The organism is Vibrio sp. dhg (assembly GCF_003443775.1).
Taxonomy (GTDB): Bacteria; Pseudomonadota; Gammaproteobacteria; order Enterobacterales; family Vibrionaceae; genus Vibrio; species Vibrio natriegens.
Genome location: NZ_CP028945.1, coordinates 38,415 through 53,551, shown reverse-complemented (window position 1 = coordinate 53,551; position 15,137 = coordinate 38,415). Strand labels below are relative to the sequence as shown.

Here is a 15,137-nt window from a genome sequence, read left to right as displayed (position 1 = left end):
TTTTCCTTTCGGATTAAGACCAAGTTGTTTCTGCTTTTGTGTCGGTTTAGGTAACTTGCCCACATATAATCCTATTTTGATGGTTAACTGCATTTCGTACCGCATCCACATTGGCTATGAAAGAAACAATGATACTACACAAGTCAGCATAAAATAGACAAAAGTGAGTAACAGCACTAGTTAAATTAGCAAATTGTTAATTATTGTAAGTATCGCAAATACCAGCTTGTTGCAACTTCGGCTATTTGCTCGCAGTCGGCATAAAGTCATTTTTTGTTAGCTAACGCATTAGAAACTTACTGATATTTTTAAAATCATAACCTTACAACCAAATTAAAATATGACCGAAGACTAAACTAACTATTTTCAATTTAAGGCTTATACTTAAAGTAGCTCCGCGAATTTGAGTTATTTTTTCATTATAAAACAAGTTTCCTTTCACAGTTATTTTCGAAATTTTTCGTTTAACTTCTGCGACAGCCCTCTTGAGTGACTATGAAATGGCTCGAGTTATCAGAGCCTTAACCTATAGGATTAGTCGAGGTATATATGTCTGACAGAGAGACTGGATCAGTAAAATGGTTTAACGAGAATAAAGGCTTTGGATTTATCACCAAAGATAGTGATGGCAAGGATATTTTTGTCCATTTCCGTTCGATTTCGTCTGATGGGTTTAAGACCCTTTTGGAAGGACAAAAAGTAAGTTTTGAAGTTGAATCTGGTGAGAAGGGCCCGCAAGCAACGCATGTAGCTCTTATCTAAATACGGTTGAAGGCTTAGTAATCAAAAGCTTTGCCTTCATTTTTGTGAAGTCTAGTGACTGTTTTATGGCAAGAGTCCATTCCAACGTCTTCCTTCTTTTCGAATTTCAACTCTGATCCTTTCAGGTTATAGATTTTCCGCAGATTAAAGCTGTTTGGATATGGGAAATATAAACGTGCCCCAGAAAACATGTCTATGACAAGGAGGTTGCTCTTACAAAGGCCAACCATCATTGAAAGGAAACAAATCATGATACCTACCAACGAAGAAACATGGCGTCAAAGATATCAAAGTTCACTGGATGTAAAAGGCACCGAATATAGATACTGGTCATTAAACAAAATTGCTCAAGATTATCAAGTGAACCTGTCAAAAATTCCTTTCACTAAGCGTCTTCTTATTGAAAATGTAATGCGACAAACCTCTGATTTAAAAGAGTCATCTCGGATTATTGAAGCATTGTTCTTTAAAAATACGTCTTCCGATTCCGAGAGCGATGGTAACTCATCAGAATTTAGTTTCTATCCTAGTAGAGTGCTGATGCAGGACTATACCGGGATACCTGCTTTGGTCGACTTAGCCGCGATACGAGATGCTATAGCCCAAGACGGAGGAGACCCGAGCTATGTTACCCCCAAATGCCCAGTAGATCTTGTCATAGACCATTCGCTAATTGTTGATCAGTCAGGTTCAGAATCCTCGATACACACAAATCGTGAACATGAAATGACACGAAATCGAGAGCGCTACACATTCTTAAAATGGGCACAAAAAAATTTCCGTAACTTGACCGTGATCCCCCCGGCAAGGGGATATGCCATCAGGTTAATCTAGAGTATCTATCTCAAGTTGTGCGCAAAGATGAAAAAAGAGTGTTAACACCAGATACGGTTATAGGAACCGACAGCCACACCACTATGGTAAACGGGTTAGGCGTATTGGGTTGGGGAGTGGGAGGCATAGAAGCCGAAGCCGCAATGCTTGGCCAGCCACTTAATATCGCTATCCCACGAGTTGTCGGCGTGCGTCTTGATAGGCAATTGCGTCCCGGTGTGACTGCGACCGATTTGGTTTTGACGATTACAGAAAGGTTAAGGTCTCATGGCGTGGTCGGTAAGTTCGTTGAGTACTATGGTGACGGTTTAGCCACTCTATCAGTGGCAGACCGAGCAACGCTTGCCAATATGGCACCAGAGTATGGCGCCACTTGCGGGTTTTTCCCAATTGACGAAAATACTATCGCCTATTTAACCCTGACAAACCGCCCTTCTTCACTGGTTGATAGAGTTCGGGCTTACGCTCTAGAGCAAGAGCTATGGTGGGATACAAACAGCCCTGCACCAGAGTATGACGAAAATGTTGTAGTGGATTTATCTGCTATCGTTACCTCAATAGCAGGGCCCAAACGACCTCAAGACAGACTTAACATCAGTGCCATTAAGCAAGCGACTCTTGACCAATGTGCTATTGAAGGTGCCTCAAATTCAGACCAGCCAGACCCATCCAGACCCTTAAACCATGGGGATGTCGTCATTGCAGCCATCACCTCGTGCACTAACACATCAAACCCCGCAGTTATGCTGACTGCGGGTTTGGTGGCTAAGGCAGCAGTTAAAAAAGGGTTAACCGTTCCTAGCTACGTCAAAACTTCTCTCGCCCCCGGATCATTAGCTGTCGCTCGATATCTCAATGATACGGGTTTGCAAGACTACCTCGACCTATTGGGATTTCATCGAGTTGGATACGGTTGCACAACATGCATTGGTAACTCCGGTCCATTGAAAAACAATCTTGAAACCGAGATCTCAGAAAACAGCCTGAATGTGTCGGCGGTATTATCAGGTAATCGAAATTTTGAAGGTAGAGTACACCCCTCAGTTAGCCTAAACTGGCTTGCCTCGCCACCACTAGTCGTCGCATTTGCGTTAGCGGGTACGACCTGTATTGACTTAGAAAAAGACCCAATTGCGATCAATAGTAACAACGAGCCCGTCTATCTAAGAGATCTGTGGCCAAGCCAAACCATGCTGAATGAAATGCTAAATCAAGTCCATGAGAGCCACTTTAGATTGAGCTACAGCGACATTACTGAAGGTGATGAAGAGTGGGAAAAATTGTCAATGAAAGACAGCCCCTGCTACCCGTGGGACGAAGACTCCACTTACATACAACGCCCTCCGTTTTTGGAAATACCACCGCCGACTTTTCCTGTTGAATCAGCGCGTGTATTAGCCATTTTGGGGGATTCAATTACGACCGACCATATTTCACCAGCAGGCCGAATTTCAGAAAATAGTCCGGCGGGTCAATATCTACTTTCAAAAAACATCACACCCGAAGAGTTCAATAGCTATGGTTCACGCCGAGGAAATCATCACATCATGGTTCGTGGGACTTTTTCAAATGTACGTTTGGAAAACAAAATCGCCTCCCCGACTGTAGGCGGTGTGACACGATGTTACGGCGATACCAAACTGGATGACTGTAACATGTCAACCACTGAGAAAGCGCCTCCCATCATTCCTATTTTCGACGCGAGCAGGAGATCAATCGAACTTAACGTTCCGTTGGTAATATTTGCTGGCAAAGACTATGGTTCAGGCTCTAGTCGCGACTGGGCTGCCAAAGGATGTCTTTTATTGAATATAAAAGCAGTCATCGCAGAATCGTTTGAACGGATTCATCGTAGTAATCTAGTCGGTATGGGCGTATTGCCTCTTCAACTGATGCGACCAGAGGAATTAAATTCACTAACTCTGGAAGGTAATGAGACGGTTTTTATCGCTCCAAATGAACCTCTTAAGCCCTTACTAGAGATGAATATTATCGTCGTAACCGCTGAAGGTTCGGAACATTCCATTCCCGTTATTGCTCGTATCGACAACCCGAAGGAGCTAGATTATTTCAACTCGGGAGGCATTCTTCAGTATGTTCTAAAGCAACTAAAATTGAATATACCTAACATGCCATAGTGAAACCTCATCTCTCAAGTTACGGGGTAGCGGCTTCTGCGGTAGTTGATCACCGCAGACTGCCGACGACCTATCCATTTCAGATATTTTTCAGCTTTTTTTCACAGAAAAATACCGTAAAAAAATGAGACCGAGTAAGGCTGAACAGATGGAAGCTGAGAAAATCCCAAGTTTTGCAGCATTAATTTGGTCAGGACTATAAGCCAACTCCGCTATGAACAATGCCATCGTAAAACCAATACCGGCCAACATCCCGCTCCCCAAGAGCATTCCCCAATTGAGGTTTTCAGGCAGTATCGCTAAACCGAGTCTTATTGAAATCCAACTGAACAACACAATACCTATCGGCTTTCCAAAAACAAAACCCAAAAATACGGCGAGAGAAATTGGAGACGTTAGATTTGCCCCTGTTAACGAAACCCCCGCATTGGCTAAGGCAAACAGCGGCAGGATGATAAACCCGACCCAAGGATGAAGTAACATTTCTAAACGCTCAACCGGTGAGAGTGTTTCACGAGCTGCCGCTGCTGCAGTCCGCAACGCAACTCCCTCTGCGGTGTCGCCACTCCACTGCTTCCTAGTAGACGATTTCATCACAGTATCGATAATAATGGAAAGGTGTTGTTTGCTCACCCATTTACTCGTTGGTGTTAATAGTCCAATAACGACACCAGTAATCGTTGGATGTATGCCAGACATATCAACAGCTAGCCAGGTCACTCCCCCCACAACAGAAAAAAGGACAAGGCTGCGAATCCCTAAAAAACCCATGATTCGAATAACAGCAAAGCCTATCAATGCACAAATGATAGCTAACCAATCGATCTCACTACCGTAACCAATAGCAACAACAATGATAGCACCGATATCATCCACCACAGCCATTGATAACATGAATATGCGTAAGCTATTTGGAATCCTTTGTCCTAACAGAGCTAAACATCCGATCACAAATGCGGTGTCCGTTGCCATGACCGTGCCCCAACCACGCTGCCCGGGCTCACCAAATTGTAAAAGCAAATAGAAAAAAGAGGGTATCAGCATACCGCCTAGGGCGGCAGCAATAGAAAGGATGGCTAATTTAGGATTACGGAGTTCACCTAACATCAATTCGCGCTTGAGTTCCAATGCAATGAGAAAGAAGAACAAGGTCATTCCGGCATCATTGATCCATGTGTGTATTGAACGCTCAAACAAATAATCCCCGACAGTAATTCCCAACGGAATCTGCCAGAATTGAGAAAACGCCTCTCCTAAACTCGAGTTGGCGAGCGCAACAGCAAGCAACGTGGAAATAAACAGCACAACGCCCGAAGCAGATTCAATATGTGTAAAACGGGTTACAGGCTGAGAAAGCCAATCAATATATTCTCTTGGTAGTTGAGTCCGATTGATAGTTGTTTTTTCTCGTTTGCTCATTGCTTGTCGACTGTAGTATTTAAGTTTCCTTCGATGTTATTCAAAAACTTGAATAAATCGCTATGCGTAGATAAAACAAGCGTGGTGTTTTCTGAAATGACGGTCGAGTAAGCCTGCATCGTTCGTGTAAACTCATAAAGATGTCTCGCTTCAGAGCTTTTATTGTAGGCTAGCGAGTAAACCTCGGCAGCTTGGGCATCGGCTTGCCCGCGAATCTCTTCAACTTTACGATAGGCCTCGGACTGAATTTTATTTAAATCTCTAATTCGGTCACCACGAACCCTCGCAGCCTCACCATTCCCTTCAGATAAAAAACGTTCCGCAATTTGCCGACGTTCACTAATCATTCGCTCGTAAATTTTAGGGCGGACACTTTCATTATAATTAATACGTTTAAAGCGAATATCGAGTAATTCAATACCAAAGATTTTTATTTTTTCTGATGCTGCAGAGAATATTTCTTGCTCGACTAATTGACGACCTTTTTTAATAGGCACTAGGGCGCCAATTTTCAATTCGCCTTCTACATCACTCAATAAGGGATCTCGTAACGGTTTTCGATTTTTATTTGTACGAATTATTTCGATCAATTCATGTTTTGCCACAGCATTTCGCGTCTCACTCCCTAAAATATCATCAAGCCTAGATTGAGCACTACGTTCATCTTTAAGACGTAAAAAGTATTGAAGTGGATCGGTAATTCGCCACCGAGCAAATAAATCAACAGAAATATACAGCTTATCTTTTGTTGGCATGTCGGAAGGGTTGCCATCCCACTCCAACACTCGCTTATCTATTGTGTTAGTTTCCTGAATGAACGGTATTTTTATCTTCAACCCGGCATCCACCACAGGTTCGCCTATCGGTTTCCCAAACTGTGTAATAATGACCTGTTGTACTTCACTCACCGTATAAAGTGCGTTGTATATGCTAAAAGAGACACCTAAGGCTAATGCGATTATGACTCCTAATTTAATCGGTTTCATTGTGCATCTCCTTGCGTCTCGTTGAGATTGAGCAAAGGTAAAATATTGTTTGTTCGCTCATCAATGATAATTTTGGCACGAATATTCGGTAATACAGCTTGCATTGTTTCTAGATAGATTCTTCGCTTAGTCACTTCCGGTGCTTTAACGTATTCGACCAATAATGCATTGAAGCGAGCTGTATCACCTTCAGCCTCATTAATTCGTTTTAAACGATAACCATCAGCCTCTCTGATCCGTTGATCTTTTTCTCCTAAAGCTAAAGGGATCACTTTGTTGTAATCTCGGCGAGCTTCATTAATAAGCTTTTCTTTTTCCTGTTGGGCTTGGTTCACTTCGTTAAATGATGCCTGGACAGGTTGAGGAGGGTTGATGTTTTTCAATTGCACTTGGTCAATACTTATTCCTAAGGCATATTTCGTTGAGAGCGCCTGCATTTTTGAAAGCGCTTCATATTCAATTTCTTGTCGACCTATTGTGATCACTTCATCCACAGTTCTATCCCCGACAACTTCACGCATTACGGATTCAGAAACATATCGAAGTGTTTCACTAGGTTTCCGGACTTCGAACAAAAACTTAATGGGTTCAGAAATTCGATATTGAACTACCCACTCCACAAGGGCAGCATTTAAATCACCAGTGACCATTTGTGTCTCTTGGCGACGATCGTTCACTCTTGGACTTTGGTGAGGATCATTAGCTTCTGGCGTCGTAAAACCAAACTCTTGTTTTAGCTGCCGTTTAACTGGAACTATTTTTACCGTATCAATACCAAGTGGAACCTTGATGTGGAGCCCCGCAGGAACATTATTTACATACTTACCAAAGCGTTGTATGACAGCGACAGAATCACTTGGAACGGTATAAAATGTTGACCATAAAATGAGAGCTAAAAATATAATAATAAATGGAGAAAAAAATCTCGACGGTCCGCCACCGATAAGAATTTTCTTGAAGTGCTGAAGAATCGTATGAAAAGCTTTTTTCAAATGTGGAGGATCTTGCTGTCCTCCGCCCCAGGGGTTTCCTGAAGAATTGTTACTTGGGAGCATGAGCATGCCCTCCAGCTATAGGTAAGGAATTTGACCTATGCAAAATTGAATGAGGTAGGTAGCGCTTAATCAACTAGAGTAAATTGTGTGCAGTTTAAGATTAGTTACTAAGTGTTGCCTTAGGATAAAGAAGCTCTATTTAAACTTCTAATATAGTTAGAAATTATTAGCTAGTATGATTTCTAGCTTTCATATCTCAAGCTCTACAGTAACCCCTAATTACTAGGCTCTTTTTATCGCTAGCGTTATGCGACGTATAGTTATGTGAGAGCATACATCTTTAACTATTATTATAGGTGATTTATGTCCGTATAAGGACAGCTTTGGTAATTTTTCTACAACGGAACGAGCCTTGTAGAGAAGTATGACTCGAATAACCTAAAAGAGCGGCCGTTCTATCAAGAATCGGGATAAGTTAAATCAGAGTAGAGAGCACCGACTCAATACTGGACTGAATAGCCACCAGTATCGTAGCCACTTTTAGCATTACCAAAAATAGGTCAGCGAAGCTGCAAATCATTTTTGTTTGCTAGCCTTTGTTATCAACTGAAACTCCATACCAGAGCGTTTAGTGTTACGGGTTCTATAGCGCGTTGGATATTTATCAAAAAAGTCAGATAACTTCTTCAAACCGTAGTTTCGAGGGTCAAAATCTGGCTTCAATCGTTTTAAATATTTGCCAATTTCACCTAGTTTTGCCCAACCCGATTCATCTCTATAGTTCTGCCAAGCTTGATGCATTAATCGACATAGTTCGCGTTCTGCGTCTTGATTAGAGCTTGATTGTGCCTCCTCTAGATCAACATCAGCGTTTAAGTTCTCTATTGCGGCGTTTTTCAAGGTAGTTGTCATCATTTGCTTGCTTATTAAGCAGCTTCTCTTTCTGGATTTAGGTGTACTTCACCAACTGGCTTACAGTTCCTGATATCACCAGGCCAACGTTCAGGCTTCCGCTGTTTTGCAGCGAGTAATACCTCAGCACGGCGCTTCAAGATCTCTTTATCTTGCCCACTATGACGCTGTGAAGGCGTGACGTAATTTAGCTTACTGTGCTTGTGCTCGGTGTTGTACCAGCGCACGAAGGCTTCAACCCAACTTCGACTGCTGTTGAGATTTGCAAAGCCCTTTGTCGGCCAGCTTGGCATGTACTTTACCGTGCGGAACAACGACTCGACATACGGGTTATCATCACTGACTCTTGGGCGGCTATACGATGAGGTAATGCCTAACTCATCCATCTTCGCTTTGAACGTCAGCGACTTCATAGGCGCACCGTTATCTGAGTGAAGAACCAGCGGTTGATTGAAGCACTGCTCTCGCATCAACGTTCGTTGCAGGAGTTGTGACGCTAACTCACCGCACTCACGTTCATACACCTCATAACCCACGATTTTTCGGCTGTAGATATCCTCTATGACGTACAGATAATAGTGTTGGCCTCGAACCTTTGAAGGCAAGTAAGTGATATCCCATGTGTAGACTTGATTCGAGCCTGTCGCCGTATAACTCGTTGGCTTCGCTTGCTTTTGTCTACTCCTCTGACGGCCTCGGTTGTGAAGTTGTCCTTGTGCACTCAGTACTCGATAATAGCTCGACTCTGAGGCGATATATTCCCCTTTATCAAGCAGTGTCGGTACGATTTGAGTAGGAGGTAAGCTCGCGAACTCTGGGCGGTTACATACCTCGATAATCGCATCACGCTCTTGCTGCGAGAGCTTGTTAGCAGGCTCTGGTCTGGCACAGGTCGGTCTTTTATCCGCCTGAATCTCTCCTTGTCGATACCATCGACGATACGTTCTCACGTCAATTTGAACCTCATGACAAGCCCGCTCTAAACGGCAACCACTTTGCTTGGCATCGTGGATAAGAGCAATCAGGTGCTGCCTTTCATCGGTTGAGGTTAGTCGTCCTCTGGCTCTTCCCCGTAAAAGGCTCTGAGCTTTTTTCGTAGAACCAACAGGGCAGCGGTTTCAGCGAGTGCCTTTTCTTTGTGGCGTAACTCCTTCTTAAGCTCTTTAATTTCAAGCTTATCCGCTTTAGCCTGCTTCTTTGCTTCCGCTTCCCGCTCTTTACTCGACATAAACCCTTGCATACATTCGCTGCGCCAGCTTTGGACTTGCTCAGGAAACAGACCTTTTTCACGACAATATTGGCTGAGTTCACTCTCGGTCATCGAGTAAGTCTCGGCGACGATGGCGAGTTTAGTTTGAGCAGACCACTGCTCTGATGAAGTGTTGCTGTTTGGCACTGCGGCTCCTGAACGTCTGAGTTGCTGCCGCCAATGATACAGGGTCGCGGTGCTAATACCTTCTTCTTTTGAAAGTTCGCTCACTGACATTGAATATGGAGGCAGTAGCTTTTTCAATATGGCTTCTTTTCTTTCTGCGGGAATACGAGACAAGGTTCACTCATTACCGCCCATGCTGGTTAAATTTTAACAGTGACAACTATCCTGCCAGAGGGGGATTGCAACAAAGTCGTCACAAGCGTTTTTTAAAAGACGTCGGAGTCATCGCTTTTCCAACACCGATAACGTGTATCTCTGACTCTCTTAACCTCGTAGCAAGACTTGTAAAGTCACTATCACTGGATATCAAAGCAAAAGCATCAAACCGTTGACTGTATAAGAGATCCATTGCATCAATAATCATTAAAGAATCTGTGGAGTTTTTTCCAGATGTATAGGCAAATTGCTGTTTGGCTTGAATAGCTAACTCATTTAAAGGCTGCTTCCAGTTTTTTAGTTGCTCAGCAGAAAAATCACCATATGCACGTTTAACGATGATCTGCCCAAAACTAGAAAGCTCTTCAATAATCAGGTTTAGCTTTGAGTGCGGAGTGTTTTCTGAATCAATTAATACAGCGATTTTTCTGTTACCCATAATCCGTGCGTGACCATACTTTATGTAGTTAGTTGCACTATATCGGCATTAGTAATATTTGTTCAAATGGGATTGTTCAGAAATGATAAGAGTAACAATTCTAAACAGGAAAGGGGCATTTTCGATTTAGGAATGGCAGCGTATCGATTGCGATCGCTGCCATTTTAGTATGATACTTTAATACTCAGTATGAATCTTTATTACTTGGTATGAGACTTTATTACTCTCTCACACATGAGTTTAGCCGAATCTCTTTGCATTTACTTTGCCTCGAATTAAGCCAGCCACCAAAAAACTAGTTATAGTTTATATAGAACATTAGATAACGGAAACGAACATGGAAGACATTGAACAAATTCTCGATAAACAGCAGTGGCTTGCTAAGGATAAGTTTGATTTTAACCGTAGCAAAAATGGTTGCGAGGTTGGCGTGAACATTTTTAACCGCTATAAGTTTGATGTTTTTACTGTATTCGAAGGTTTAATCGTTCAGTTGGACAATTCGACCCTTTGTACCATCTATGACTATTTTGAAAGGGCGCGACTACGTAATGTCTTGAGAAAGCATTTTCTAAAAATTGAAGAACCACGGAATGTCACTGAGTTACTGGTGCATAGGTACATAGATTTACTTCTATCAGAAAGATCGCATTCTTGTTCTGATATCTCCGATATACGTTCTGAAGTAAAGTGGTTAGCCAGGAGCTTACCAGAACTCAATTCAGAGCACTTAATTTCTGAACTGGAAACATGTGGTGTTTCAATAAGACAAGGGTAATCTATGTACGACTAAACATTTAAAGGTCACGTTTCACGAATATAATATTTCTTTTGTAAAGTGGTGTGTCTCTTATTTTCCGTGGTATCTATTGCATTTTAACAAGCCTATTTTTCGCAGATACAAACATCCAAAGATCAAGGAAAATCTTTTTCAGAGTGGGCATTTATAAACCGATCTCAAAACTGTGATTTTACCTATTCAAGCCCGACCTTTCCTAGTAAGTGAGTGTCTACTTACTGATTTTCTTTAAATGTGCATTTATCCACAACTCATCGCAAACATGTACCTTGATCAATCATTTTAATAGCACTATCTTGTAACTCGCAAGGTCAAGGACTACTAGATGTTGTGGCAATGAAACGCCAATCGCGGATTTTGCTTGCACTGTATATTTGAGCCTAAAACGAATAAACCCCACCAAAAGGCAGGGTTTATAATAGGAGCCAATCTAGAGTAGCTGCAACTACTTGAACTGACTACTAGGTATCTATCTCGACACCGAACAACCGAGACTATAGACCACCAGTGACCCGATTGGCAAATCAAAAGTCGAATTTGAAGAAGGAATATTCGATGGATTTTGACAACGCAAAAGCCTTACTTGGTAAGGTGTTAAAAAACGTGGTCTTGGTTTTCAAAGTGAACCCAAGCTTTGTTATCAAAGGCTTAATATACCTATTTGAGTACTTCAGAGACTAACTGAGGCAGAGAGTAGTAGGTTAGCCAATAGCTGACACTAAAAAGGGAGCTTTTGCTCCCTTTGTTTCATCACCACGCTATTCAGTTAGAACAGTAAAAGCAAAAGGTTTGGCTTTGTCACCACTTACATTAGGATGAGTTTCCGTTCCCCATGGTGCAGTTTGCTCAAACTTAATGCTTCTCTTATCAAGAGCCATTACATCCACCCCGCCTATGGTTTTGAGCTTGTGAGGTTGACGTTTAGGCAAATGCAACGTGTATTTGATCATCACAAGGTTATCTAGACGTTGTGTTACATAGACTGAGCTTTTGCAGTGCTCTGACTTTTTGACCTCTTGGCACAAATCAAACTCAAATACACGAGGAAGGCGCTCGATGTTCATCTTGATCTCGTAGTTCGGAAACTCCTGCGGGATTGAGAGGTCGTGATATTTGAATGTCACAGTTCGATTTGCACTTTGCTCTGAGCCGAAAGAAAGGTACTGTGTGATTGGCTCTAAGGGTTCTTGCTGTTGCGTACTGCAACCAGATAGACTAACCGCTAGAACGCTAGCGGCTACGGAAAGTTTTACTTTCTTCAATTTTTATTCCTTTTAAAAACAAGGAGTGTCCCTGATTGGCTACTCCTTGTTGATAATCTTAACTATTTTGAATCAATTTCCAAAACATTGTTGAATGTTGATGAGTAACATGCTTTTTGCCATCAACGAAAAGAGCATGGTGTTTCTCTAACTCTCGAACCATGTTTAACTGGTTTTCAAGCTCCTGCTTTGTTTTGGTGTTTAGCAATTGTTCAACATCTTTGCTCTTTGGATTGTTGAGTCGGTGAGCTATCCACGCTGTCATGTAATCGCTATAGCTATTCTCACTAGTCTGGAAGTGGTCCAGCCCCTGAGTTGATAATAGGCACCCTACCCCAAACTCTCGCCCTTCTTTGAGTATCTTTCGTAAGCTTGGGAAGTCTTGGCTCATGAAATTGTCAGCCTCATCAACGAGTATCATTTTTTTCAACGCTCGGTACTGACCAGACGGATTAGGTTTTGGAGCAAGGTGCATTTGTGTGTAGAATTGGTCAAGTAAGACCGCAACGATGAGATTTTGTAAGTTTGGATCAATACCTCCCAATGTTACGACCACAACATTCCCATCAAGGAGGTCGTAAAGCGTTTTACACTTTCTCCCGTTGCTCTCAAATATCTCGAAGTCATACAAGTCAGAAAGCGCGGAGGTAAGGGAATCTTGAGGAATCTTACGCTGACCATTATAAACCGCGATAACGTCCCTCAGAGTCGGTGGAGTGTTGCTATAGGTACTGACATCACCATTGTCTATGTTTTTGTTCTCATAGGCAGCGAGGATGCAGTTCTTTAGCATTTGCTCCTGCTTTACTCCCAAACGGAAAACTTTGCTCAATGTGGAGATGAAAACCTTCGCATTGTTCATTAACGCTAAGCGGTGGTCTGAGTGTAAAGCAAACGGGTTAATCGGTAGATTGTTCGCCTCTAACACGGTCGCACCTGTTGCGTTAACGAAGTCATCATCAACGTAGTCAGACTTGTAATCAAAGATAAGGATGCCAAGTGACTCGCCACCGGTGTTGAGTTCTTTCTGTCTTCGAAGCTGTGTGACGATACTTTTCACCGTCTGCGTCTTACCGGTTCCCATTGTACCGGCGACAGCAAGGTTAGGGTTTAAGTACAAACTGGTATCCGTTGGACACCAAAGCATATCTTCACCCGTTTCCTTTGATTGCCCCACCACGATAGCCATTTCCTTGCTCGGTGCATTGTTTGATGAGCTGACCAAAGGAGAGGACTTTTCAGGCTTAGTGCTCTTAGCCTGGTTCTCGCTATCCGAAGCTGGTTTGTTAGAAGCTGCGCGGTTTGAATTTGATTGTTCCGGTTGGACGCTGTGGGTTTCTGCAGCGAGATTACTTTCTGCTGACTGTGCCGGTTTGACTGGCTGCTTAGGTTTTGATTTGGCTTTTTTGCCCTTCACTTGGTAAGACTCAGGAATGAGGTTGTCAGACATACACTTCGCGGGTTTATGGCGCTTGAGAGTGAATGCCAGGTTCTTATTCAAAGCATCGTAAAGCGTATCAGACAAAATGAGCTTCTTCTTCGCCCTGGTCACAGCAACATAAATCAGATTCAATTCATCTTCAGCAAGTGGCTGTCCATCACCGAACGCAGCTTCAACGGCACTAAAGTCGTCAGCCAACATCACCACATCAGATTCCAAGCCTTTACTTCCATGTGCGGTGCATAATTTCACAAACGCTTTGTCAGGAATAATATCTAGCGTCCATCTTAATGCCATTATTAGATCCATGAACTTTTCACGGTCTTCTTTAAACCACTCGATAATGACCTTAGTTTCCAAATCGCGCTGTTCGGCAATTAGCTTGTCAATGTTGTCGTACTTTTTATAAAAGCCTATACCCTCACCATTTTGTGAAATGTTCAAAATGGACTCTGCTTTCATTAACGTAAAGCTGGCTTTGTTGTCCGTAACAAATACCGTTGGAATCTTAGATTTATAGCAATCAATCAGAATATCCAATAAGTGAATATTGGTGTGTGCAATGTACAACATATTGTCAGAGTCATCATAGTCGGAGCCTTTTATAATCTCCGTATCAAACCCTCGCCCCGTAATTTTTACGCTAGTATCGTAGTGTTTTAATATCTTGCTGGCTAAGTCTGCTAAATCTTGTCCATATCGAAATGAAACAGATAAAGGAAATGACTCACACGGAACCACAGTCATTGCATTAACGCCGCCTTTGAACTGATAGATATTTTGGTATTTATCACCGACAAATATTTTCTGAATCTTTTGAGACATTATTACGTTAACAAGAACTGGCGGTGCATCCTGTGTCTCATCAAACATAACATAGTCATAGTTAATAACTGGCTTTGAAAGCTGCCAATATTTAACGTATCCATCATGTGAGCAATAACACTCATTGCTCGTATCAAACATCGACTTTAGCAATAAGTTAGCGTGATTAACCAAGTACAATAAAGCTACTTGCTTTTGGTTCGCTTTTATTGCCTTGCTGTTAACTTTACTGGTGATTAGTTTTTTAGCTTTCTCAGTAAGGTGTAGCTCTGTTAGTTCAAGTGATGCGGTCTGAATAAAACAATCGCAGATATCAACTAATACACGCCAATTCTTTTTCATGTCGAGTGCATTGAATAATGGATTGTCCAAATTGAACTCTGAATGGTCTAGTACCATTTTCATGTTAGGTTTCAAATTAACTTTTCTTAAAAAGCCTGTTTTTACTTCCTTACTGAACGTTGATAAAGCATAAGAGTGAGATGTATATATGTGAACATGAGTGCCAATAAACAAACTTCTAGCTTCACGCTCAAGAGATTTGTTATAGCAAAGGTAAATGCCCATCTTATTTTTTTGATATTTCTCGACAGCTCTTAGGAATGTACTTTTTCCTGAGCCAGCATAGGCAAATCCCTTAACATCTTCTTTCGCTTCAATTGCATCCATTAAAGCATTCATTTCATCTGTTAAATCATGTTCGCCAATTGTTCTCACTTTTATTTCCATCAACT

The 15,137-nt window shown here is 42.1% G+C and carries 10 protein-coding genes and 2 pseudogenes; 4 read left to right on the top strand and 8 right to left on the bottom strand.

Features of this window, described 5'->3' with window-relative positions; all coding sequences use genetic code 11:
• The first annotated feature begins 549 nt into the window (after positions 1 to 549).
• Complete coding sequence (locus DBX26_RS24945; RefSeq protein WP_118121305.1) at positions 550 to 762, top strand: cold-shock protein; 213 nt, start codon at positions 550 to 552, stop codon at positions 760 to 762.
• Between the two features lie 189 nt (positions 763 to 951).
• A pseudogene (acnA, locus tag DBX26_RS24935) lies at positions 952 to 3,734 on the top strand (aconitate hydratase AcnA).
• Between the two features lie 90 nt (positions 3,735 to 3,824).
• Here acnA and nhaA read toward each other — a convergent pair.
• The 6 genes and pseudogenes from nhaA to DBX26_RS24905 form a co-directional block, all read right to left on the bottom strand.
• Positions 3,825 to 5,153 carry a Na+/H+ antiporter NhaA gene (nhaA, locus tag DBX26_RS24930; protein ID WP_118121303.1) on the bottom strand — a complete coding sequence of 443 codons (1,329 nt, stop codon included), beginning with the start codon at positions 5,151 to 5,153 and terminating at the stop codon, positions 3,825 to 3,827.
• Entirely contained in the window at positions 5,150 to 6,139 is a 990-nt protein-coding gene (hflC, locus tag DBX26_RS24925; protein WP_118121302.1) for a protease modulator HflC, read from the bottom strand. The genes nhaA and hflC overlap by 4 nt, the downstream gene beginning before the upstream one ends.
• Positions 6,136 to 7,194: an FtsH protease activity modulator HflK gene (hflK, locus tag DBX26_RS24920; protein WP_118121301.1), complete on the bottom strand. Its 1,059-nt coding sequence runs from the start codon at positions 7,192 to 7,194 to the stop codon at positions 6,136 to 6,138. The genes hflC and hflK overlap by 4 nt, the downstream gene beginning before the upstream one ends.
• A 516-nt stretch (positions 7,195 to 7,710) precedes the next feature.
• Entirely contained in the window at positions 7,711 to 8,049 is a 339-nt protein-coding gene (locus tag DBX26_RS24915; protein ID WP_254063653.1) for an OST-HTH/LOTUS domain-containing protein, read from the bottom strand.
• 11 nt (positions 8,050 to 8,060) lie between these two features.
• Positions 8,061 to 9,595, bottom strand: a protein-coding gene (locus DBX26_RS24910; RefSeq protein WP_118121300.1) for an IS3 family transposase whose coding sequence is annotated in 2 segments (ribosomal slippage) — positions 8,061 to 9,133 and positions 9,133 to 9,595 — 1,536 coding nt in all. Because the reading frame shifts where the segments join, the coding sequence is not laid out codon by codon here.
• 63 nt (positions 9,596 to 9,658) lie between these two features.
• Positions 9,659 to 10,076, bottom strand: a pseudogene (locus DBX26_RS24905) (NYN domain-containing protein); the annotation flags it as partial.
• 337 nt (positions 10,077 to 10,413) lie between these two features.
• Between DBX26_RS24905 and DBX26_RS24900 the strand changes: the two are divergent.
• Positions 10,414 to 10,854, top strand: a complete 441-nt coding sequence (locus DBX26_RS24900; protein WP_118121299.1) for a hypothetical protein — start codon at positions 10,414 to 10,416, stop codon at positions 10,852 to 10,854.
• A gap of 576 nt (positions 10,855 to 11,430) precedes the next feature.
• Positions 11,431 to 11,556, top strand: coding sequence for a hypothetical protein (locus DBX26_RS25780; RefSeq protein ID WP_274614157.1), 126 nt, complete (start codon positions 11,431 to 11,433; stop codon positions 11,554 to 11,556).
• Positions 11,557 to 11,633: 77 nt separating this feature from the next.
• Here DBX26_RS25780 and DBX26_RS24895 read toward each other — a convergent pair whose 3' ends face one another.
• Together DBX26_RS24895 and DBX26_RS24890 are read right to left on the bottom strand one after the other, a co-directional pair.
• Entirely contained in the window at positions 11,634 to 12,137 is a 504-nt protein-coding gene (locus DBX26_RS24895; RefSeq protein WP_118121298.1) for a hypothetical protein, read from the bottom strand.
• 58 nt (positions 12,138 to 12,195) lie between these two features.
• A complete protein-coding gene (locus DBX26_RS24890; protein WP_118121297.1) occupies positions 12,196 to 15,132 on the bottom strand; it encodes a DUF87 domain-containing protein in 2,937 nt (978 codons plus the stop codon).
• Between the last annotated feature and the right edge of the window lie 5 nt (positions 15,133 to 15,137).